This is a genomic window from Streptomyces sp. SID3343 (assembly GCF_009865215.1).
Classification (GTDB): domain Bacteria; phylum Actinomycetota; class Actinomycetes; order Streptomycetales; family Streptomycetaceae; genus Embleya.
This window is the reverse complement of sequence record NZ_WWJX01001037.1, coordinates 1-21438: the sequence shown is the minus strand read 5'-3', so window position 1 is coordinate 21438 and position 21438 is coordinate 1. Positions and strand designations below refer to the sequence as shown.

General features: G+C 69.5%; 21 protein-coding genes. 6 read left to right on the top strand and 15 right to left on the bottom strand.

Going from position 1 to position 21438, the window contains the following annotated elements; genetic code table 11:
• Positions 1-1215 (top strand): AMP-binding protein (locus tag GT354_RS32530; RefSeq protein WP_161359963.1); only part of this gene is annotated, 1215 nt, incomplete at its 5' end.
• A 35-nt stretch (positions 1216-1250) separates the two neighbouring features.
• Here GT354_RS32530 and GT354_RS32525 read toward each other — a convergent pair.
• Together GT354_RS32525 and GT354_RS32520 are read right to left on the bottom strand one after the other, a co-directional pair.
• Positions 1251-1547, bottom strand: coding sequence for a hypothetical protein (locus GT354_RS32525; protein ID WP_161359962.1), 297 nt, complete (start codon positions 1545-1547; stop codon positions 1251-1253).
• A gap of 59 nt (positions 1548-1606) precedes the next feature.
• The gene (locus tag GT354_RS32520; protein WP_161359961.1) at positions 1607-2158 is read right to left on the bottom strand and encodes a hypothetical protein; all 552 of its coding nucleotides are present in this window, start codon (positions 2156-2158) and stop codon (positions 1607-1609) included.
• 244 nt (positions 2159-2402) lie between these two features.
• On the opposite strand from GT354_RS32520, the gene GT354_RS32515 reads away from it, so the two are divergent.
• From GT354_RS32515 to GT354_RS32500, 4 genes are all read left to right on the top strand, one after another.
• Positions 2403-3257: a helix-turn-helix transcriptional regulator gene (locus GT354_RS32515; protein WP_161359960.1), complete on the top strand. Its 855-nt coding sequence runs from the start codon at positions 2403-2405 to the stop codon at positions 3255-3257.
• Positions 3254-3463, top strand: coding sequence for a DUF397 domain-containing protein (locus tag GT354_RS32510; RefSeq protein ID WP_346012281.1), 210 nt, complete (start codon positions 3254-3256; stop codon positions 3461-3463). Before GT354_RS32515 ends, GT354_RS32510 begins: the two co-directional genes overlap by 4 nt.
• Positions 3464-3962: 499 nt before the next feature.
• Positions 3963-4175: a DUF397 domain-containing protein gene (locus GT354_RS32505; protein ID WP_161359959.1), complete on the top strand. Its 213-nt coding sequence runs from the start codon at positions 3963-3965 to the stop codon at positions 4173-4175.
• 227 nt (positions 4176-4402) lie between these two features.
• Complete coding sequence (locus tag GT354_RS32500) at positions 4403-5167, top strand: hypothetical protein (RefSeq protein WP_237535696.1); 765 nt, start codon at positions 4403-4405, stop codon at positions 5165-5167.
• A gap of 69 nt (positions 5168-5236) precedes the next feature.
• On the opposite strand, the gene GT354_RS32495 is transcribed toward GT354_RS32500, so the two are convergent.
• The gene (locus tag GT354_RS32495) at positions 5237-5683 is read right to left on the bottom strand and encodes an NUDIX domain-containing protein (RefSeq protein WP_346012282.1); all 447 of its coding nucleotides are present in this window, start codon (positions 5681-5683) and stop codon (positions 5237-5239) included.
• Positions 5684-5864: 181 nt separating this feature from the next.
• Between GT354_RS32495 and GT354_RS32490 the strand changes: the two genes are divergently transcribed.
• A complete protein-coding gene (locus tag GT354_RS32490; RefSeq protein WP_161359958.1) occupies positions 5865-7127 on the top strand; it encodes a helix-turn-helix transcriptional regulator in 1263 nt (420 codons plus the stop codon).
• 499 nt (positions 7128-7626) lie between these two features.
• On the opposite strand, the gene GT354_RS32480 is transcribed toward GT354_RS32490, so the two are convergent.
• The 12 genes from GT354_RS32480 to rplU all read right to left on the bottom strand — a co-directional run bounded on the left by GT354_RS32480 (position 7627) and on the right by rplU (position 21068).
• Positions 7627-9144 carry a HAMP domain-containing sensor histidine kinase gene (locus GT354_RS32480; protein ID WP_161359956.1) on the bottom strand — a complete coding sequence of 506 codons (1518 nt, stop codon included), beginning with the start codon at positions 9142-9144 and terminating at the stop codon, positions 7627-7629.
• Positions 9141-9845: a response regulator transcription factor gene (locus tag GT354_RS32475; RefSeq protein ID WP_161359955.1), complete on the bottom strand. Its 705-nt coding sequence runs from the start codon at positions 9843-9845 to the stop codon at positions 9141-9143. Before GT354_RS32475 ends, GT354_RS32480 begins: the two co-directional genes overlap by 4 nt.
• A gap of 53 nt (positions 9846-9898) precedes the next feature.
• On the bottom strand, positions 9899-10690 hold the full coding sequence (locus tag GT354_RS32470) for an ABC transporter permease (RefSeq protein ID WP_346012280.1): 792 nt from the start codon (positions 10688-10690) through the stop codon (positions 9899-9901).
• Between the two features lie 110 nt (positions 10691-10800).
• Positions 10801-11715, bottom strand: coding sequence for an ATP-binding cassette domain-containing protein (locus GT354_RS32465; protein ID WP_161359953.1), 915 nt, complete (start codon positions 11713-11715; stop codon positions 10801-10803).
• A gap of 327 nt (positions 11716-12042) precedes the next feature.
• The gene (locus tag GT354_RS56735) at positions 12043-13335 is read right to left on the bottom strand and encodes a DUF2716 domain-containing protein (RefSeq protein ID WP_202512562.1); all 1293 of its coding nucleotides are present in this window, start codon (positions 13333-13335) and stop codon (positions 12043-12045) included.
• A gap of 242 nt (positions 13336-13577) precedes the next feature.
• On the bottom strand, positions 13578-15317 hold the full coding sequence (locus GT354_RS32455) for an ABC transporter ATP-binding protein (RefSeq protein WP_346012279.1): 1740 nt from the start codon (positions 15315-15317) through the stop codon (positions 13578-13580).
• Complete coding sequence (locus GT354_RS32450) at positions 15314-17017, bottom strand: ABC transporter ATP-binding protein (protein WP_161359952.1); 1704 nt, start codon at positions 17015-17017, stop codon at positions 15314-15316. Before GT354_RS32450 ends, GT354_RS32455 begins: the two co-directional genes overlap by 4 nt.
• A 153-nt stretch (positions 17018-17170) precedes the next feature.
• Complete coding sequence (locus tag GT354_RS32445) at positions 17171-17500, bottom strand: hypothetical protein (protein ID WP_161359965.1); 330 nt, start codon at positions 17498-17500, stop codon at positions 17171-17173.
• A gap of 102 nt (positions 17501-17602) precedes the next feature.
• The gene (proB, locus tag GT354_RS32440; protein WP_161359964.1) at positions 17603-18709 is read right to left on the bottom strand and encodes a glutamate 5-kinase; all 1107 of its coding nucleotides are present in this window, start codon (positions 18707-18709) and stop codon (positions 17603-17605) included.
• 219 nt (positions 18710-18928) lie between these two features.
• Positions 18929-20377 (bottom strand): GTPase ObgE, encoded by a 1449-nt coding sequence (gene obgE, locus GT354_RS32435; RefSeq protein WP_161359951.1) that lies wholly within the window; start codon positions 20375-20377, stop codon positions 18929-18931.
• A gap of 111 nt (positions 20378-20488) precedes the next feature.
• Positions 20489-20743, bottom strand: coding sequence for a 50S ribosomal protein L27 (rpmA, locus tag GT354_RS32430; RefSeq protein WP_161359950.1), 255 nt, complete (start codon positions 20741-20743; stop codon positions 20489-20491).
• 10 nt (positions 20744-20753) lie between these two features.
• Entirely contained in the window at positions 20754-21068 is a 315-nt protein-coding gene (rplU, locus tag GT354_RS32425) for a 50S ribosomal protein L21 (RefSeq protein ID WP_161359949.1), read from the bottom strand.
• Positions 21069-21438 lie beyond the last annotated feature (370 nt).

The window sequence follows — 21438 nt, the reverse complement described above, 5'->3', positions numbered from 1 at the left end:
GGCCCCGAGCTGACCGCGACCGCCGACGCGGCGCTCGCCGGGCGGGACGCGCTGCGGGTGGTGCTGGGGCCGGCGGTCGAGGGGTGGGAGCCGTTCGCGGCGCTGATCGGGGCTGGCGGGGCGGTCCCGCGGGTGGAGCTCGCCGACGACGACCCGGTGCAGATCATGTACACCTCCGGGACCGAGTCGCGGCCCAAGGGCGCCGTGATGACCAGCCGCAACCTGCTCGCGCAGTACGCCACGGCGATCATCGACGGCGGCATGTCGGCCGACGACGTCGAGATCCACGCGCTCCCGCTGTACCACTGCGCGCAGTTGCACTGCTTCCTGACTCCCGACGTCTACCTGGGCGCGACGTCGATCATCCTGCCCGCCCCCGACCCGGCGACGCTGCTGGCGACCGTCGAACGCGAGGGCGTGACCAAGCTCTTCTGCCCGCCCACGGTGTGGATCGCCCTGCTGCGCCACCCGGACTTCGACACCCGCGACCTGTCCAGTCTGCGCAAGGGCTACTACGGCGCCGCCGCGATGCCGGTCGAGGTGCTGGGCGAACTACGCCGCCGACTGCCGGCGTTGAGCCTGTACAACTTCTACGGCCAAACCGAGATGTCCCCCGTCGCCACGATCCTGGGCCCCGACGAGCAGGAGCGCAAAGCCGGCTCGGCGGGCCGCGCGGGCCTGAACGTACAAACGATCGTGGTCGACGAACACGACATCCCCGTGCCCACCGGCGAGATCGGCGAGATCGTGCACCGGGGCCCGCACACGATGCTCGGCTACTGGAACGAACCCGAGCGCACGGCCGAGGCATTCCGCAACGGCTGGTTCCACAGCGGCGACCTGGGCGTCCTGGACGACGAGGGCTACCTGACGGTGGTCGACCGCAAGAAGGACATGGTCAAAACCGGCGGCGAAAACGTAGCCGGCCGCGAGGTCGAGGAAACCATCCACGCCCACCCCGCGGTAGCCGAAGCCGCCGTCTTCGGCGTCCCCCACCCGTACTGGATCGAGGCGGTCACCGCGGTCGTCGTCCCCAAGCCAGGCGAAACCCTCACCCCGGACGAGGTAATCACCCACTGCCGCACCACCCTGGCCGGCTTCAAGGTCCCCAAGTACGTGGTGATCACGGACGCCCTCCCCAAAAACCCCAGCGGCAAAATCCTCAAACGCCAACTCCGAGAGGCGCACGCAGACTTGGCCGCCGAGCAGCAGTGATCGCGAGCACGTGACCGCCCTCCCGTTCCTCGCCGTCAGGCGGAGTCCGGCGGCTCATAAGGCAGAAGATCGAGACGTTCGCCGAACTCGCTCCACTGGTGGACCTCACGGCTGCGGTCTTTCGGTGTCACCCAATACACCGGATTGCCGTCGAGGTCGGAGCCAATGGACGTGATGTGTCCCGGCGGTCGCAACGCCTGAGCGACTTCGTCACGATCGAGAAGCCGAACGTAGTCACCGACGTTCAGCACCTCACGCCCTGTGCTGAATACCTGAACCTCGGTACGGCTGCACCGAGTTGGGCCACTCGCTTGCACTGCGGGGTTGTCCATGCCGTCACTCCGTGTCCTGGCAGCGGTGAAGGGCGCCGCGGGTCGTAGCGTGAGGCGGATCAGTCCGCCGACATGCGCGGTTCGCCGCAGCGAGGGCACGTTCCCACACCGTCCTGGGCCCGAACCGCCTCCGGCGGATGGGAGCAGTCGGCAGCGGTGGCGCCCACAAACGCGGCACCGAGCGCCGTAACGCACGTCAGGTTGGTCCCCGTGCCGGGCGGGACTTGCCACCGCAAGAACGCCTCCCCACCCAGAACGGGATACGGCCCCGGCACCGTCAACCAGGCGTCGCGACCGACGTAGCGATACCAACTCGGTCGCACCAGGCCCTCGGTTTCCACGGTGGCGCGCCACGCCCGTCGGCTACCTGGGCCGATGAAGAACGCCCAGCGATTGCTGTACGCCTTGCTGATGACCGCACCGACGGGCTGATGGCGAGCAGCGAGAATGCCGAGAACAGCGCAACCGACATCGGCATGCATCACAACAGCATCGAACAAGCCCCCGGCACCGACCAACGTCGGCGAAAACGGTTCGCGGATCCACTTGCATCGCGTATCGACCGGGTCCTCGGTGGCGGCACTGATCCACTCGATCCCCGCATGGTTCACACAGCCGTGTTGTGGCACAACCCGTCGCCTCCAATGGGAGCGGACGCGAAGGCGAGCAGGGACCAACGATCACTGGACCCGGTCGCAGAGCGCGTGGTACTGATCACTACACGTGATCCATGTTGTGACAGATTCCTCGGATCGACTTCTATTTGCAACACGCATCAGTCAAGCGCAAGTAAAATTTGACGCCGTCGCGGGCCCCTGCGCTTCACTGGTGCGCCGACCAAGGAGGGGACAACTGATGCCCACGACGCCGATGTTGGCTCGACGGAGGCTCGGCAACGAACTCCGCACGTTGCGAGACTTGCGACGACTCACGGTCGAAGACGTGGGAGCGCACCTCGGGTGGCACAAGTCGAAGGTTTCGCGCATTGAGAATGCGCAATCCGGCATCACGCGTCGTGACCTGTACAAGCTCATGGAGCTGTACGAGGTTGATGCGGAGGGTCGGGACAAGTGCGAAGCACTGGTTGCGGATGGTCGAGAGCGCTCATGGTGGGCAGTCGCGCCGTACGCCGATGTCCTGAACAACGACTACCAGGAGCAGATCGGGCTCGAGACGGAAGCCGCCGCAACATGGGAGTACCAACCGTTGCTGATCCCAGGCTTGTTGCAGACTGCCGACTACTCGCGGGCGGTCATCGGGAGCGGGCCGTTCGTTCAGGACGAGGAAGACATCGAAACGCTGGTCGACGTGCGTCAACGACGCCAACGCGTGCTGCTCACCGAGGACGACCCGGTGGAGTACTCCGGCGTGATCACCATGGCCGCCCTCATGTACGAGATCGGTGGGAAACAAGCCCTTCGTGCCCAGCTCGCCCACCTACTGGACGTGGCTCAGCGCCCCAACGTCACCGTGCAGGTGATTCCTTACGACGCGGCAGCGCCGACGACTGCCGGACTGACGCTCTTGCATTTTCGAGAGGCAGAGGATCCAAGCGTTGCCTTCGTAGACACTGTGACCGTGAGCTTTCAGCGGGATAATCCCCGTGAGATCAGGCGGTACGTACGGTTCTTCGAATACCTGCGCACCAACGCTCTCGACAGCGCGAAAACCCAAGCAATCATCAAGAAACGACTGGAAGAACTCACGTGACTCAACTTCCCCCCGTCGTGCGACAGGCATCCGAGTACGGCCACCTGCCCTGGTTCAAGAGCATCCACAGCGGCCAGCAGAACGGCTGCGTTTCGGTGGCCCACACGGACACCCAGACGGCCGTTCGCGACAGCAAGAACCCCATGGGTCCGGCCTTCGCGGTCCGGTCGGACGCCTGGACGTCGTTCATCGCCGCAGTTCGCTGACCTCCGGGAAAGCGAAAGCCTCTCCACAGGATGGGCTTTCGCTATCCCGGGGAGGCTGCTTGTCGCAAACAGGATGAGGGCTACGGGTTGCGAAACTCCCTTCATGCCCAGCTTGGGATAGCACGCACAGACACGGTCGGAGATTCAGCACCGGCCTGCCTGGCGCCGTGCGTCGATCTCACGCTGGAGGTGACTACGAGTCGACGAGACGCTGGAATCCGACTTCTGCGGCAAGGGGACCGGCCTCGCCACCTCTCACCACTCGGGCCGGCCCGAGGGCCGGGTGCCGTCACCGGCGCCGGAGTCAGCGACACCCGGAGGCCGACATCGCAACGGCAGTCCGACTCGACGTCCCTCTACGCGGTGATCGACACCGAGCAGCAAGACAAACCGCAGGTCGTGCGGCGAGTTGTCCGTTTGATCGACCATCTTCAGTCAGTGGCGCTTTACCCAACGCCACACGAGCATCGATCGCCAAGAGAAATGGGAGAACTTCGGAATGTCTAAGCCCGTCCCCAACACGGCTGTTCGCGCATCGGCCCTCGGTCCGGCCGAGTGGTTCAAGTCGAGTGCGAGTACCGAGGTCAACCAGTGCGTGACGATCGCGCACATCGGCCACCTCACTGCGGTGCGAGACAGCAAGGATGACGACGGCCCGGCGTTCACGTTCGGCCCGAACGCGTGGAGGGCGTTCCTCGCGCACGTCAACTGAACCTTGTCTGCGTGATGGAAGCCCCTTTTTCGGGGGCTTCTGGTCTCTGGAGCGGGTCGCGCGTTACTCAACATGCGACCTTCGCGTACGGACCAACATCGCGACGGCCATCCGGCTCCACATCCCGGGCGACGACGAGTGCGGCCCCGGATTCCCGGGGTCTGAATGCTCCCCGAGGAACTGAAGGACACATGCGCCCCGGGCCGTCCGCGTCTGAGCTACGAAGGTTGATTCACCCGCACGCGGGAGATCTGACCGACGTTCAGCGCACTGCGCGTGGGTTCAGTTCGAACCTCACCGCCCTGGTCGCCGGAGAGAAGGGGCCGTTCTTCGTCAAGGTCGTCCGGAACCGACTGGGCGGGCGCCGCGACTCCCTCACCCGCGAACGTCAGATCAACCCGACAGTGCAACCCATTTCGCCGGCCCTGCGATGGCACGCTCAGGACGACACCTGGATCGCTCTGGGCTTCGACGCTGTCGACGGGCGCTCGTCCGATCTCGCACCGAACTCGCCGGACCTCCCGGCGGTGGTCGAAACTCTCAACCGGATCGGGGACTTGAACCTGCCCTCGGTCGCACGCGAGTGGGCGGAGACACGGTGGAACCGGTTCGCTGCGAACGATGCCGAAGCCGCACTCTTCCAGGGTGACGAACTGCTCCACACGGATATCAACCCAAGCAACCTTATGATCGGCGCCACGGACACCTGGGCGGTGGACTGGTCATGGCCAACTCGCGGTGCCGGGTTCATCGACCCGGCCTGTCTCGTCATACAACTGGTGGCCGCAGGGCACAGCGCCGCCTCGGCCGAGTCCTGGGCCTCGGAGTGCCCGGCATGGAACAAGGCAGATCCGGCCGCCGTCTCTGCGTTCGCCGCTGCCACGTTGCGCATGTACCGCGCGTTCGCCGAGCGCAAGCCGGATACCGCCTGGCTCGGAGCAATGGTCGCGGCTGCCGAGTCGTGGACTTCTCACCGAGGGGTCGTCGCTTGACGAACATGCCCGCCACCGGCTCGACTCCGGTCGAATCGACACGCCTTCAGCCCGTCGATTCGATCGGCTCTACGCGTCGCCCCACCCGTCGACCGCCACTTCGGGTCGCTCGCCCGCGAGGTATCGCTGCAACGCGTAGCGGGTCGACGGGACGAAGTCGGTCGGCAAGTCGTCGGTGTCGCACCAAGCCACGGCCGAGTGCTTATCGGGCTCGGCGTTGACCGGATCGCCGCCCCACTCCTGTGCCGCGAACACCAGCACGACGAACCCCTCGGGAGCCTCCGGGCTTTCCGCGCTGTGCGTGACGTGGGTGAGACGAAGGGCCTGTGGCTCGACCTCCAAGCCCGTCTCCTCGCGGAGTTCGCGGACCGCCGTGTGAGTGATCGGTTCTCCTGGCGCGCCTTTGCCACTGGGCAAGCTCCACAGTCCGGGCGCAAATGGCCTGTCGTCGCCCCGACGTAGGAGCACGACCCGCCCGTTCGCCCGATCATGGACGATGACGGAAACGACGAGCATGACCATCAGACATTGGTCGCGTCGCGCCTGACCGGGCATGATTCGGCCCTCTTTCTGCCCTTTCCCATGATCCACCACGTTGTGAGCCGGTTCCCTGCGCGTTCCGTCCACGTTCGACGCCTCGTCGGGCCCTGCCATCGGTGGCCCGACGTCGTGTCCGCTTTGGCCTTACTCTCACATCATGAGCGTCGGCATCGGGGAACGGCTGCGGGACGTACGCAAGCGCCGGGGCATGAGCCAAAGGGAACTGGCCGACCAATCAGGCGTATCGCTCTCACTGATCCGAAAGCTGGAGCAGGGTGAGCGCGACGATACCCGGCTGGAGACCGCCCGACAGCTCGCGTCGGCCCTACGGGTCCCCACCACGAGCCTGATGGTGGACTCGAACGAGGAGTCCGCACCACGAGCGACCCTCGATCAGTGGGAGCCCGTACGCCGCGCGCTCATAGCGCCACGCTCCTCCGCTGACGATCTCGAAGAACCGACGCTTCACGGGGTTCGTACCGCACTGCGTGCCGCGATGCCCCTGTTCTCCGGAGATCGCTTCGCCGAACTCGGCGCAGTCCTTCCGTCGCTTCTGCGCGATGCCGAAGTCTTGGCCCAAGCCGACCCCGACGGGCGGGCGGTGCAAGCGAGGCTGATGCGGCTCACCGGATCGCTTCTCACCCAGACCAGGCAGTTCGACGCCGCCGACATGGCTCTCGAACGCGCCCTTGACGGCGCTGCCGATCGCCTTGAGGGCGCCGCCGTCGTCAACACGCAGTGCTGGCTGCTCTTACGGCGTGGGAAGCTCGCGGAGGCCCGCGAGTTGGCCACCACATGGGCCGACGCGACTGAGCCGCGCCTGTCCAGGGCCACGCCGGCGGAGCTGAGCGCTTGGGGCTGGCTCCTCCTGCGCGTGTCGGCCGCCGGGGTCCGAGACAACCGCCCCGGCGATGCCGAGGATGCCTTACGTCTGTCCGGTGCAGCCGCAGCGGCCTTGGCGCGCGAGTACGCCCCCCGCGAGGACCTCTTGCGCGCCTTCGGGCCGATCACCGTGGCGCTGAAGCGCATCGAGAACGCGGCAATCGTCAACAAGCCCGGCCGCGTGCTCCAACTGGCCGCGCGCATTCCCGTCGACAAGCTCAAGCCGACCTCGAACAACCGCAACCGACACCTGCTCGACGTGGCGGATGCCTACGCCCGCACTCGACAATTCGCCGAAGCCGTCGACGTGCTCCACAAGATCCGAGCAGGCTCCCCCGAATGGCTGCCGAATCAACGGTACGCCCAGGACATCATGGGGCGACTCGTCGCGGGCCGACGCACCCTCACGCCGGAGATGCGCACTCTCTTCGGCGCGGTAGGACTGTCCCATAGCACGGCACCTCGTGGCACTTTCGGACGAGGCGGTGGGCCCACCAAGGAAGCAGCAGGGCCTCGGACGCCGATGGAGACCGACTGACACGTGGTGATGCGCTCGCAAACCTGAGGCGCCGGCACGCTCGGCCCACGGCCCGTGACCGAACTGGTCCGCCTCGTGGGCTTGGGATGATCGTCGTTCCACTCGCGGCCGGCGTCGCCGTGCTTGACGTCGACGAGCAGCACGGAGGCGAGTGGGCGATCCTCCCGCCCTACGCCGAGTAGCCGGAACGACCTCCGGGAACCTGGCCCGAGGGCCAATCCGGCCCGAACGTCCAGGTGTTGCCGACGTTGCGGCCTCCGCGGCGAAGGACGGTGGCCGGCAACGCGGTGAGCCGGTCCTCGACTCGTGCCGGCAGCTTGTGCCGGCAGGTCGTCGCCGACGACGCAGAGCGAGTCCTCCCATGGGTGTCCGAAGGTGCCCAAGCGGAGGTCGCGGGTCATGTAGAGGTAAGCGGGTCCGGAAGTCGGTCGGGGCCTCCTCGCCGGAAGCCACCGGTCGGGGGGCCGTGGACTTGGACGGAGTATCGACGCCGGCCCGCTCAGTCGCCGACAGGGTCGGTGTGTTCGGGGATCAGGATGCGGAAGGTGGCACCGTGGCCGGGGGCCGTGTGGACTTCCACCCGGCCGTGGTGGGCGGTGACCAGGGAGTGGGCGATGGACAGGCCCAGGCCGGCGCCGCCGGATCGGGTCCGGCCGCGGGCGGTGTCGGCGCGGTAGAAGCGATCGAAGACGCGGGCGGCCTGTTCGGCGGTCATGCCGGGGCCCTGGTCGCTCAGTTCGAGGATCGCCTGACCCTTTTCCGTGCCCACGCCGATCCGGACCGGGCTGCCCGAGGGGGTGTGGGCGACGGCGTTCCCGACCAGGTTGGACATGACCTGGCGCAGCCGTGCCTCGTCTCCCAGTACGGGGGCGCCGCCGGGCGGTCCGCCACCGGGTCCGGTGAGGGTGACCGCCCGATCCGGGGCGAGGGCCTTGAGGTCGTGCAGGGCGTCGGCCGCGAGCGTACGCAGGTCCATGGGGGTCGGCCGCAGCGGCAGCGGGGTGCCGGCGGTTTTGTCTTCGTCCAGTCGGGCCAGGAGCAGGAGGTCTTCGACGATGTGCACAAGGCGGGCCGCTTCGCGTTCGATGCGGTTCATCGCCGTGTCGATGCTGCTGCGCTCGGGCATGCCGCCTATGCGGTACAGCTCGGTGAATCCCTTGATCCCGAACAAAGGTGTGCGCAGCTCGTGGCTGGCGTCCGCGATGAACGTGCGCATTCGCGCGTTGGTGGCCGCCCGCGCCGTGTCTGCGGCCTCGATCCGGTCCAACATGCCGTTGAGGGCCGCGGTGAGGCGCCCCAGTTCGGTACGGGCGCGGGCCAGCGCGGGAACTCGTCTGGACAGGTCACCGTCGGCGATGGCGGCCGCGGTCGTCTCGACACGGCGCAGGGGCCGCAGCCCGGCGTGCACGGCGAACCATCCGATGACGCCCAGCAGAACGAGAACCAGCGAATCGATCATCAGCATCCGCAGCCCCAGATGCCGGATCGTGCTGCTCACCGGCTCCAACGAGCCCGCCACCACGATGCTGCCGCCCCCGGTCGACTCGGCTCCCTGTTTCTGCGTCGGGGAAGGCAGGGGCTGGGCGATCACGCGCCAGTCGTGACCGTCGCCCGGCGCCCGGAAGGGGTGCACGCCGCGGGCTTCGGTCGCTGCCGCGTCCAAGCGTGGCAGCCGGGGCGCCGCGTCGCCGGCGGGGCGCAGGGTGCGCGCCACTGTCCCGTCCGCGCGCAGACGAGCCGCGTAGACGTCGCCGGTCAGCTCCCGCTCCACCGCGTCGCGCACCGACGGCGAGGTCGCACCGGTGTCCGGGTTCTCGTCCGGGATCCGTGCCGCCGCGGTGGCGGCCGTGCGCAGCCGCTCGTCGAGTTGGTCGACCAGTTGGCGCTGGAAGAGGGTGACCAGCAATGCGTTGCTGGCGAGCAGTGCGGTCACGACCAGCAGCAGACAGATGATCACGAGGCGGGACCGCAGCGACAGACGCCGGCCAGGGCGGCGGATCGGCGACATGTTCCTCATCCCCGGGGCCTGCGCAGGACGTAACCGGTGCCGCGCACGGTGTGGATGAGCTTGGTCTCCGAGGTGTCGATCTTCCGGCGCAGGTAGCTGATGTAGGACGCCACGATGGAGTTGTCGCCACCGAAGTCGTAGTGCCAGACCTGGTCCAGCAGCTGTTCGCGGGAGAGGACTTGCCCGGCGTTCTCCATCATCACCCGCAGCAGATTGAACTCGGTCGGGGACAGTGGCACGGGAACCCCGCCGCGGGTGACGTAGTGGCTGTCGACGTCCAGTTCCAGGTCACCCACGGTGAGGCGGTGGTCCTCGTGCCGAAGGCCGTCGGTGCGGCGCAGCACGGCCTGGATGCGCAGAATCAGCTCCTCCAGGTTGAACGGCTTGGTGACGTAGTCGTCCCCGCCCGCCCTCAGTCCGCTGATCCGGTCCTCGGTCGCGTCCCGCGCGGTGAGGAAGAGGACCGGCACGTGCCCCTGCTTCGCGCCGGGGCGCTCGCGCAGGCGGCGGGCGACCTCGAAGCCGTCGATGTCGGGCAGCATCACGTCCAGCACGATCAGGTCCGGGGACAGCTCGTGCACTGCCGTCAGCGCCTGGAAACCGGTCTCGGCCGAGGCCACCTGGAAGCCGGCCAGCTGCAGACTCGCGGACAGCAGCTCGCGCAGGGTGGGCTCGTCCTCCACCAGAAGCAGGCGTTGTTTCGTCGTCATGGCATCCGTTCCCCGTGGTCTACGGCACGCTCACGCTCAGTGTCCCGGCCCCGTCAGGCGTCGCGCTTGCGGAACACGACGAAAGCCACCGCAAGGAGCGCGGCCACGACTGCGGCCATGACACCCAGCCCGGCCCAAGGACTCAGCAGGTCCGGATCCGGGACAACGGTGATGATCCGGCCACCGGCGATGGGCGGCCAGTATTTCGAGACCCGGTCCCCGAGCGCGCCGGGCAGGGCGGGCGCGAACGCCTGGACGATGAGCATCACCCCGAACAGTGTGGTCACCGTGGCCGTCGTCGAGCGAATCAACGTGCCCAGAGCCAACCCGAGGAGGGTGGCCAACGCCAGGTACAGGCCGCCGCCGAAGACGCCCCGCAGCGCCACGCCGTCCGACAGCGCCAGGTGCGGGGCACCCGCCGCGGACAGCGACGCCTGCCCGATGAGGAACCCGGCCAGCGAGACCAGAATCCCTACCGGCAGCATGACCCCCACCAGCACCACGGCCTTCGCACACAGGACACGTGCTCGCTGGGGCACGGAGGCGAGCGTGGGCACGATCGTGCGTGCCCCGTACTCGGCGGTCATCACCAGACCGCCCAGCAGCCCGAACGCGATCTGTGCCACCAGGTAACCCATCAGGCTGGTCGCCAGCGGGTCGAACTCGGCCTGGTCGGCGGGTGACAGGTCCGCGTACTCGCTGCCGGCGGACGAACCGTTCAGCGCGGCGAGCCCCACCGCGAAGCCGAGCGCGCCCAGGATCACGAACAGTGTCGACCGCATGGTGCGGATCTTGATCCACTCGGCGTGCAGACTGTGCCGGAAGCCGGCCCTGCCCGGCTCCACATCCTGCGGAGCCGGCCGTCGACCGCGTACACGAGAAGCGAACCGTCGACCGCGTACACGAGAAAACTGCATCGGCGCCTGCCTCGGCTCGGAACGTGGGGAGGGGCGGCTCATCGGCTCGCCTCCGTCCGGGCGTGGTACTCCACCGCATTGCGGGTCAGGTCCATGAATGCCTTTTCCAGGGACACCTGACGCGGGGAGAGCTCGTGGAGCTCCACTCCGCCCGCTGCGGCAAGAGCTCCGATCTTGGCGGCTTCCAGGCCGGTGACCACCAGCGTGGCGCCGTCCGCGGCGCGCACGGCGGAGGCAGCGGACAACAATGACCGGAGCACCTCGGGCTGAGGGGTGCGCACCACGACCTCACGCTCGGAGTGCGCCTCGATGAAGTCCCGCATCGTGGTGTCGGCGATGAGCGTGCCCCGGCCGATGACGATGAGATGGTCGGCGGTCACTTCCATCTCACTCATCAGATGGCTGGACATCAGCACGGCGCGTCCCTCGGCGGCCATTCTGCGCATGAGCGAGCGGATCCACACGATGCCCTCGGGGTCGAGCCCGTTGAGGGGCTCGTCGAAGACGATCACCGGCGGATCGCCCAGCAGCGCGGCGGCGATGCCGAGACGCTGACGCATGCCGAGGGAAAAGGTTCCGGCCCGGCGCCGGGCCACCTTCTCCAAACCGACCTCGGCCAGGATCCGATCCACACGGCTGCGCGGGATCCCGTTGCCGGCGGCGAGGGACAGCAGGTGATGGAAGGCGGTACGGCTGGGTAGCACGGCACCTGGATCCAGGAGCGCCCCGACCGCCCTGAGCGGGGCCGGCTGAGCGTCGTACGCCCTCCCCATGACGGTCGCGGTGCCCGAGTCGGCGCCGTCCAGGCCCAGAATCATCCGCAGGGTCGTCGACTTGCCCGCGCCATTGGGCCCCAGGAAGCCGGTCACCTCTCCCGCACGGACGCCGAACGTCAGATCGTCCACGGCGAGAACCTCACCGTATCGCTTGGTCAGTCCACGCACTTCGATCATCGAGTCTCCCCAGGCCGACGGCGGCAGCGATGCCCGTGATGTCCACGAACACCGCACCAGCGTCGTCGGCGGACATGGGAGCGCATGGAAGAACATGAGCACCGCATGGGAACCCCGACCCTGTGACCTGCCCCGATCGCATCAGCGTGCAGATCGGGCGGGGGGCCTCACATGAAACTCACACGCGAACCCACTCCCACAGGCACGGACGTTGCATACGTCCCGGCGGGTTGGGGGCCCACCGATCCTTTCGCCATTGCCGTGAACAGCAGGTCGAGATCCCCGCGGCCTGCACAGTCGGAAAGGCGAGTGGGCGATCCTCCCGCCCTACGCCGAGTAGCCGGAACGGGCTCCGGGAACCGGGCCCGAGGACCGATCCGGCCCGAACGTCCAGGTATTGCCGACGTTGCGGCCTCCGCGGCGGAGGACGGTGCCCAGCAATGCGGTGAGCCGGTCCTCGACGTGTGCCAACAGGTCGTCGCCGAAGACGCAGAGCGAGTCCTCCCATGGGTGTCCGAAGGTGCCCAAGCGGATGTCGCGGGTCACGTAGAGGTGGTAGTCCCCGTCGGGATAGGCGCTGCCGGGCCGGCGTGGCCTGCCGGGCCCGTCGACTCGGCGAGGGTCGAACCGGTAACCCTGGTGATTCCAGTCGAGCCAGTAGAGGTCTTCGCCGGGCTTGGTGCAGGCGAGCAGGCCGCGCTCGATCACGGCTTGGAGTTCGTCGACCGTGCTGCCGTCGGGGTCGTCGGTGATGGCCGCCAGGTGCCAGGTGATCGATTCGGGTGGCTCCGCGGTGCCGGGGAACACGCGGATGCTGGGCTTGAAGGCGAAGCGTTCACGGAACCGGTCCCAGACATCGTCGTGCTCCGGATCGTCGAACAGCATCCTGACCGGTCGAACCCGCGCCGGGGTCACGGGCGGCGCCCAGTGGTAGGACCGGACTGACGTAATTGCTTGGAACCCCGCTCCCAGCAGCGCCCGCCGGAGCGCGCCGTCGGCTTCGGCGACGATGAAACGAACGTCCGACGGCTGCCGGCCGGGACGGCGCGAGAGGCCGTTCCTGGCCCATGACGCCCACATCGGCAGAAATTCCGGGTGCGGGCCGGTCATCCCGCCGATCGCCGTGAACTCGGTCCCGTCCACGGACTCGGCCCAGCCCGCGCCCACGATGCGGCCGTCGTGTTCGAGCAGGGGGACGTTCACTTCCCAGTTCAGGTGACGTCCGTCGGCCTCCACCTCGGTGAAGGGCCGCCGGTGCGGGCCGGTCGTGGCGGCCAAGTCGCGGATCCGTGCGCGCGTGAGGTGCTCCCGGTGGCCGAGGTGCCGCAGCCGGTGCCCCGGTGGGGCGGGGACGGGACCGGACAGGGCCGCGATGTCGGTCGCCAGGACGGTGCGCTCCCACCCGGGGGTGAAGCCCGCGTCCCGTAGTGCGCGGGTCAGGTGCGGCGCGGTCGCGTCGTGGGAGTGGACGTTCCATTCGACCGGCTCGTGGCGCTGTTCGAAGGCGGACTGCTGCCGACGGATCAGGCCGGCGAGGTCGACGCCGGTGAGGTCGCGGTGTTCGACGGTTCCGTGGGTGCTGTAGTGCGTGCGAACGACCGGTCCGTCCTGTTCGACCACCGCGCCGATCGGCGACGCGTGTCGTGGGGGGACCCGCCCTCGAAGCTGCGCATCGTGCAGTCGCAGCAGCTCACGGACAACTGTGGACGCCGCGTCCACCCCCTCGTCGGTCGGTCTCGCCCTGGACGCGCCGTCTGCGGTCGTCGGGATGGCCGGCTCGCATCGTCGGCGTCCTCCCCTGCGCCGAGTAGCCTTCGCGCGCCTTGGTACGGCCCGCCGGCCGGGCCGTACCGAGCGCGCCCTCACCCGTGCCAGCTGCGCCACAGGTTGGCGTAGGCGCCGTCCGCGGCCATCAGTTCGCGGTGGCTGCCCAGTTCGGTGATGCGGCCGTCCTCCACCACCGCCACTCGGTCCGCGTCGTGGGCCGTGTAGAGGCGGTGGGCGATGGCGATCACCGTGCGGCCCTCGATCACCGCGCCCAGGGAGCGTTCCAGGTGGCGGGCCGCGCGCGGGTCGATCAAGGACGTGGCCTCGTCCAGGACCAGCGTGTGCGGGTCGGCCAGGACCAGGCGGGCCAGGGCGAGTTGCTGGGCCTGGGGGGCCGTCAGGTCGGTGCCCTTGGGGCCCACCACGGTGTCCACGCCCGCCGGCAGCGCGTCCACCCAGTCGGCGTCCACCGCGCGCAGCGCGGCGCGGATCGCGTCGTCGTCCGCGTCCTCGCGGGCCAGCAGCAGGTTGTCGCGCAGGGTGCCCCGGAAGACGTGATGCTCCTGGGTCACCAGCGCGACCCGGCCGCGCAGTTCGTCCAACGGCAGGCCCACGAGCGGTGCGCCGCCGATTTGCACGTCACCCTCCGTCGGCCCGTTGACGCCCGCCAACAGCCGTCCCAGAGTGGACTTTCCGGCGCCGCTGGGGCCCACCACCGCGATCCGCTCACCGGGCCGCACGGTCAGGTCGATGCCGTGCAGCACCTCGCGCCCGGGCGAGTACGAGAACCGCACGTCACGCGCGGTCAGCGTCTCGTCGGTGGGCTTCGCGTCGCTGGGCTCGCGGTCGGAGGGTACGTCGGCGACGCCGAGCAACCGCGACAGCGAGGCCGCCGAGATCTGGATCTCGTCGAGCCAGTTGAGCAGTTCGTCCATCGGCCCGATGATCAGCTGTACGTAGAGCACCGCCGTCGCGACCTCACCCAGCGAGGCCCACCCGTGCAGGTAGGCCCACCCGCCGAAGCACGTCGTGGCCACCACCGGCAGCATGTAGCCGAAGTCCACCGACGGAAACCAGACGGTGCGCAGCCACAGCGTGTAGCGCTCGGCCGCGTACGCCTCGGCGACGTCCTCGTCGCCGCGCCGACGCCGGCGCTCGCTCAGCCCGAGCGCCTCGATCGTGCGCGCCCCCTCGACCGTCTCGGCGAGCGAATCGGTCACCTGCGACCACGCCGCGTTCTCCCGCAGATACCCGGCGGGCGCCCGACGCAGGTACCAGACGGTGATCGGGATCACCAGCGGAACCGTGACCAGAAGCGGCAGCGCGAGCAGCGGATTGAGCACCAGCAACCCGCCGAGCGTCAACACGATCGTCACGAGCGCGACCAGAACCGACGGGACCGCCCGGCGCGCGGCCCGCGACATCGCGGCCACGTCGCGGTTCGCGCGCCCCAGCAGGTCGCCCGAGCCGGCCCGCTCGACCGTGGACAGCGGGAGGTCGAGGATGTGCTCGACGAACTCCTCGCGGACCTGCGCGAGCAGGCCCTCGCCCAGGTGCGCCGCGGCCACCGCGGCCTGCCGCACGAACAGCGCCTGCGTGAGCAGCGCGCCGGCGATGCCCAGGCCGAGCAGGTCGACCGTGCTCTCGGCGCTGCCGGCGCGCACGTCCTCGATCATCATCCCGAGCAGTCTGGGTGCCACCAGTCCGGCGAGCGCCGCGAGCGAGTAGAACCCGACCGTCAGGTACAGATCGCGCCGGCGCTCGGCCAACAGCCGCATCGCGTGCCGGCGGACCGCGGGGGCGGCCGCGATCGGAAGCAGTCGTCGCGAGCTCACGCGTCGTCCTCCTCGCCTCGGGTGACCAGCGCGGCGTAGCGCGGCTCGGTCTTGAGCAGTTGGCGATGCGGCCCGACGGCCATGACCTTTCCGTCCTCGACGTAGGCGACCTCGTCCATGGTGTCCAGCACGAGCGGGCTGGTCGTGGCGACGACCGTGGTGCGGCCGCGCCGATGGTCGGCCAGCCGACCGGCGATCCGGACCTCGGTGTGCGCGTCGACCGCGCTGGTCGGCTCGATCAGCACGAGCGTCTGCGGGTCGGCGACCAACACCCGCACCAGGCGCAGCCGTTGCACCTGGCCACCGGAGAACTCCCGGCCCCGGGCCGCGATGTCGGTGTCGAGGCCGTCGTCGAGCGCGTCGACCACGTCCTCGGCGCACGCGATCCGCACCGCCTCGGCGAGGTCGCCGACGCCGTCGTGACCCGGCGTCAGTTCGCGGCCCAGCGGTCCGGAGAACAGTCCCGCGTCGTGGTGCGCGACCAGGATCCTGGACCGCACGTCGGCGACCGCGAGGTCGGCGAGCGGGACGCCGGAGTAGGTCACGTCGGCGCCCTCGTAGCGGCCGAGGCGATCGGCGAGCGCGGGCGCGTCCTGCGGGTCCTCGCACGCGATGCCCAGCAGGATGCCCGAGCGCACGACCAGGCCGGAGCGGCGGTCGATCAGGTCACCGGGCGCCGGCCACGCGAGCGGCTTCGCCCCGTCCGTCACCCCCGGTTCCAGGGACAGCACGCGCACGACCCGGCGGGCCGCGACGTGTCCGCGCACGATCTTGTCGGCGGCCTCGGTCAGGGTTCCGATCGGCACCGTCAGGAACGCCGCGTAGCCGTAGAACGACACCATCTGGCCGACGGTCAGCCGCCCGTCGAGGGCGAACCGGGCGGCGAGCCAGGTTCCGATCGCGATGAAGAAGCCGGGGACCAGGAACTGCGCGGCCTCCAACATCGACTCGATCCGCGCGGTTCGCACGCCGGCCGCCCGCAGGTCCTGCGACTCGCGGCGGTAGCGGGCCGCGAAGGTGCGCTCGCCGCCGATCCCGCGCAGCACGCGCAGGCCGGACGCGATGTCGACGGCTCGGTCGGCCAGGTCGCTCTGCAGGTCGCGGTAGGCGTTCTGCCGCCGGTGCAGCGGCCGCAGCAGCAGCGAGACCAGCCCCATCAGCAACGGCACGCCGAGCAGCACGAGCAGGCCCAGCGGGACCGACATCTGGAGCAGTACGACGGCGATCGCCACGATCGCGACGATCGACGCGCAGCCGCGCGCGGTGATGTCGAGGGCGCCCCCGATCGAGTCGAGGTCGGAGGTGCCGACGCCGACCACCTCGCCGGTGGCGATCCGCCGTTGCAGGGCGGCGCCGAGTCGGCTCGCCTGCCGGGTGACCAGTTGGATCGTACGAAAGGCGCCGTCGAGGAAGTTCGAGACGGCGTTGCGGTGCCGCATGATGCCGGTGAAGCCGATCACGACCGCGAGCGCGAGCAGCACACCGGACCACGCGAGCAGAGCGGACTCTTCGCGCGACTCGATCGCGTCGATCGCCCGGCCCACGGCGGCCGGCATCAGGGCTTGGGAAACCATCCACACCGACGCCCACAGGATTCCCATGGTGATCGTCCTGCGGGAACGAGCGGCGAGCCAGATCAGGTATCGGCCCGCCGACCGGATATCGGGATCGCCGGGGTCGGCGACGGGGAACGTACGCATTGTCTCGCGACGCTAACCCCGGGACGCCCTCGCCGGCCAGGCATTTTCCGGGCTCGAACCGGGTCGAAGCACAGATGTCCGACATCGTCCGCTGGGGTTACAGGGGACGAAACCGGTGGGTCGACGAGGCCCCGGGCCCCGTAACCGCGCCACTCAGAACGGCTGTACGCGCCCCGGCCGCACCGGCAGCGGAGCCGGCGAGTTGGCCCGTTTCTGGTACGTCGGGCGGTCCACGACCTCCAGGCCGATCAGTTCCCACGGCGGCAGCCGAGCGGTGAGCCGGTGCTCGCCCCACAGCCGCAACGCGATCGCCGCCGCGTCGTGCAGGTTGGGCGCCTCCTCCCAGTACCGCACCTCCGCGTGGTCGGCCGCGTAGCGCCCGGCGAGCAGGAACGGGTGTTCCACGGCGAGGCGTTCCAGCGCCGCGCGCACGTCCTCGGGGTTGTCGGGTGAGCCCGCGAGGGTCAGGGTGATGTGCCACATGCGGCCCGCGCCGTCGTGCTCGGCATGACCCCAGGGTCGATCCTCAAGCTCCGGCACGGCCGGCCTCCCGTCGGCGAGCAGCTGATCTTCCGTGGGCGTCGCTCAGCGGCGCAGCAGCAGCACCAGGTCGTCGCGGTGCACGACCTCGCGCTCGTAGGCCGGGCCCAACTCCCGGGCCAACTCCCGGGTGGATCGCCCGAACAGGCCCGGCAGTTCCTTCGCATCAAAGTTGACCAGTCCGCGGCCCACGATGTTGCCCTTTTCGTCAACCAGGTCCACCGGATCGCCGGCGCTGAACCCGCCCTGCACACCGGTGATGCCGGCGGGCAACAGCGAACTGTGTCGCTCCACGACGGCCTTCACCGCGCCCGGGTCCAGGGTCAGCGTGCCGCGCGCGGTGGTCGCGTGGGCCAGCCACAGGAGCCGGTCGGCGGTACGAACTCCCGTGCGGTGGAAGAGGGTTCCGGTGTCCTTGCCGGCCAGCGCGTCGGACGCGAACCGCGCCGCGGTGAGCACGACGGGGATGCCGGCGGAGGTCGCGATGCCGGCCGCCTCGACCTTGGTCACCATGCCGCCGGTGCCGACGCCGGCCTTGCCGGCCTTGCCGATCTCGATGCCTTCGAGGTCCTCGGGCCCGCTGACGAACGGTACGCGCGAGGACGTCGCCTTGGTGGGCGGCCCGTCGTACAGTCCGTCCACGTCGGAGAGCAACACGAGCAGGTCGGCGTGCACGACGTGTGCGACCAGGGCGGCGAGCCGGTCGTTGTCGCCGAATCGGATCTCCTCGGTGGCCACCGTGTCGTTCTCGTTGACCACGGGGACGGTGCCCATCGCGAGCAGCCGGTCGAGCGTGTTGTACGCGTTGCGGTAGTGCGCGCGGCGGATGACGTCGTCGACGGTCAGCAGCACCTGGCCCACCCGCAGGCCGTAGCGCGCGAACGACGCGGTGTAGCGGGCCACCAGCAGACCCTGCCCGACGCTCGCGGCGGCCTGCTGGGTGGCCAGGTCACGCGGGCGGCGCGGCAGGCCCAGCGGGGCGAGCCCGGCGGCGATCGCACCGGAGGAGACGAGGACGACCTCGACCCCCTCCGCGCGCTTGGCCGCTATCACGTCCACGAGGGCATCGACGCGGTCGGCGTCCAGGCCCCCCTGGGCGGTCGTCAGCGACGACGAGCCGACCTTGACCACGATGCGGCGCGCGGACACCACGTCCTCGCGCGCCGCGCCGGCCCCACTGCGCACCTTCGCCCCGCTTTCCCCGACCGGCTGTGGGTCGGGACTCCGTGTCCGTGGGTCGGTATCCCGGGGGTCCCAGTCCCCGGGGCCGAAACTTCCGGTCCCCGGGGTCAGGACACCTCGACCCCGTGGGGCCGCGACTCCCGACCCCGATGGCCGGCGACTCCGCGTCCTCGCCGGCGTGCCCGCAGGTCAGGAATCCGAGTCCGTGAAGGGATCGAATTCCTCGAACTGCGTTTCGATGGCCTCGCGGGCCCGGCGGCGGTCCACCGCGGGGCGGTGGCCCTCCAGGCGGTGGTCCTCGCCGCGTCGACCGAGCATCTCGGCGCCGGCCGCGACGGTCGGCTCCCAGTCGAAGACCACGCCGCTGATGTCGTCGCCCACGACCACCTCGGCGCCGGGGACGGCGCCGGCCGACCACAGGGCCTCCTCGACGCCGAGCCGGGCGAGCCGGTCGGCGAGGTAGCCCACGGCCTCGTCGTTGCTGAAGTCGGTCTGGCGCACCCAGCGTTCGGGCTTGGCGCCGCGCACGATGTAGGACTCGTCGCGCTTGGTGACGGTGAAACCGCTGTCGTCGACCGCGGTCGGCCGCAGCACGATCCGGGTGGCCTCGGGCGCCGGAGCCGCGTCGCGCGCGGCCTGGACCTGGGCGGCCATCGCGAAGGACAGCTCACGCAGGCCGGCCCGGCTGACCGCGGACACCATGAAGACCTGGAGCCCGCGCGCTTCGAGGTCGGCCTTGACCAGGTCGGCCAGGTCGTTGCCGTCGGGCACGTCGATCTTGTTCAGCGCGACCATGCGCGGGCGGTCCTCCAGACCGCCGTACGCCTTCAGTTCGGCCTCGATCGTGTCGAGGTCGCTGATCGGGTCGCGGCCGGGTTCGAGGGTCGCGCAGTCGAGTACGTGCACGAGCGCCTTGCAGCGCTCGACGTGCCGCAGGAACTCCAGCCCCAGGCCCTTGCCCTCGCTCGCGCCGGGGATGAGCCCGGGCACGTCGGCGACGGTGTAGACCACGTCGCCCGCGGTGACCACGCCCAGGTTCGGGACGAGCGTGGTGAAGGGGTAGTCGGCGATCTTGGGGCGGGCCGCGCTGAGCGTCGCGATCAGCGAGGACTTGCCGGCGCTGGGATAACCCACGAGCGCGACGTCCGCGACGGTCTTGAGCTCCAGGACGTAGTCGCCGCTCTCGCCGGGCTCGCCCAGGAGCGCGAAGCCGGGGGCCTTGCGGCGCGGGGACGCGAGAGCCGCGTTGCCCAGGCCGCCGCGGCCACCGCGCGCGAGCACGTAGCTCGCGCCGTTGCCGACCAGGTCCTCGACGAACTCCTCGTCGCCGCCGGGGAGCAGCCGCTTGACGACCGTGCCGTCCGGGACCAGGAGGGTGACGTCGTTGCCGTCCGGGCCGGTGCGGTTGGCGCCGCCACCGGGCTTGCCGTTGGTGGCCTTGCGGTGCGGCGAGTGGTGGTATTCGAGCAGCGTGGTGGTGTTCGGGTCGACGATCAGCGTGACGTTGCCGCCCCGGCCGCCGTTGCCGCCGTCGGGGCCGCCGAGCGGCTTGAACTTCTCCCGGTGGACGGAGGCCACGCCGTGGCCCCCGCTACCCGCCGCTACATGCAGCACGACGCGGTCGACGAAGGTCGTCACGTGGATTCCTCCTCGGCTCCCCGAAAGGGGGGCGAAACACTGTGGACAAACACCCGAGGGCGGACCACATAAGGTCCGCCCTCGGGTGTCAAAGCGAATGCCGCGGCGTGCTTATTCCGCCGGGACGATGTTCACGACGCGACGACCGCGCGCCTTGCCGAACTGCACGGCGCCGGCCGACAGCGCGAACAGCGTGTCGTCGCCACCGCGACCGACATTGGTACCGGGGTGGAAGTGCGTACCACGCTGGCGGACGATGATCTCGCCGGCGTTGACGACCTGGCCGCCGAAACGCTTCACGCCGAGGCGCTGAGCGTTCGAGTCACGACCGTTCCGGGTGGAAGATGCACCCTTCTTGTGTGCCATGTCGCTTCTCCTACTTCCCGGAGTTGATGCCGGTGATCTTCAGCTGGGTGTGCTGCTGGCGGTGACCCATGCGCTTGCGGTAACCGGTCTTGTTCTTGTACTTCAGAATGTCGATCTTCTTGCCCTTGGTGTGGTCGACGACCTCGGCCGTCACCTTCACACCAGCGAGGACCCACGGGTCACTCGTCACGGCTTCACCGTCTACGACGAGGATTGCCGCAAGCTCAACAGTCGCGCCCGCGGCACCGCGAATGCGGTCGACCTGGACGACGTCACCGACGGCAACCTTGTGCTGCCTGCCACCGGCGCGAACGATCGCGTACACCGTGGATCTCTCTTTCTGCAGGGTCCGAGCCCCTGAAGCCAGCCACACCGAACAGAAATCGGGGGCCTCCCCCGGGAAAACGATCCCGGAGGGTGGTTGCTCAGGAGCCTGTGCCTAAGCACACCAGAGGCAAAGGTTACAGGACCGGGGTATGAGAAGGCCAAACGGGTCCGTCCCGGGGGTTTGAACCCGGGACGGACCCGTCACGACCTCAGGATCCGCTGCCTGCCGGAACCGGCTCGGCGCCGTCCACGGCGCCCTCCGGCGGACCTGCGGGGCGCGTTGCCCGCCGCGACGTCTTGCGCGGCTTGGCGGCGGCCTTCGCGGGCTTGGCGGGCTCGGCCTCGGGCTGCGCCGCGGCCTGCGGTGC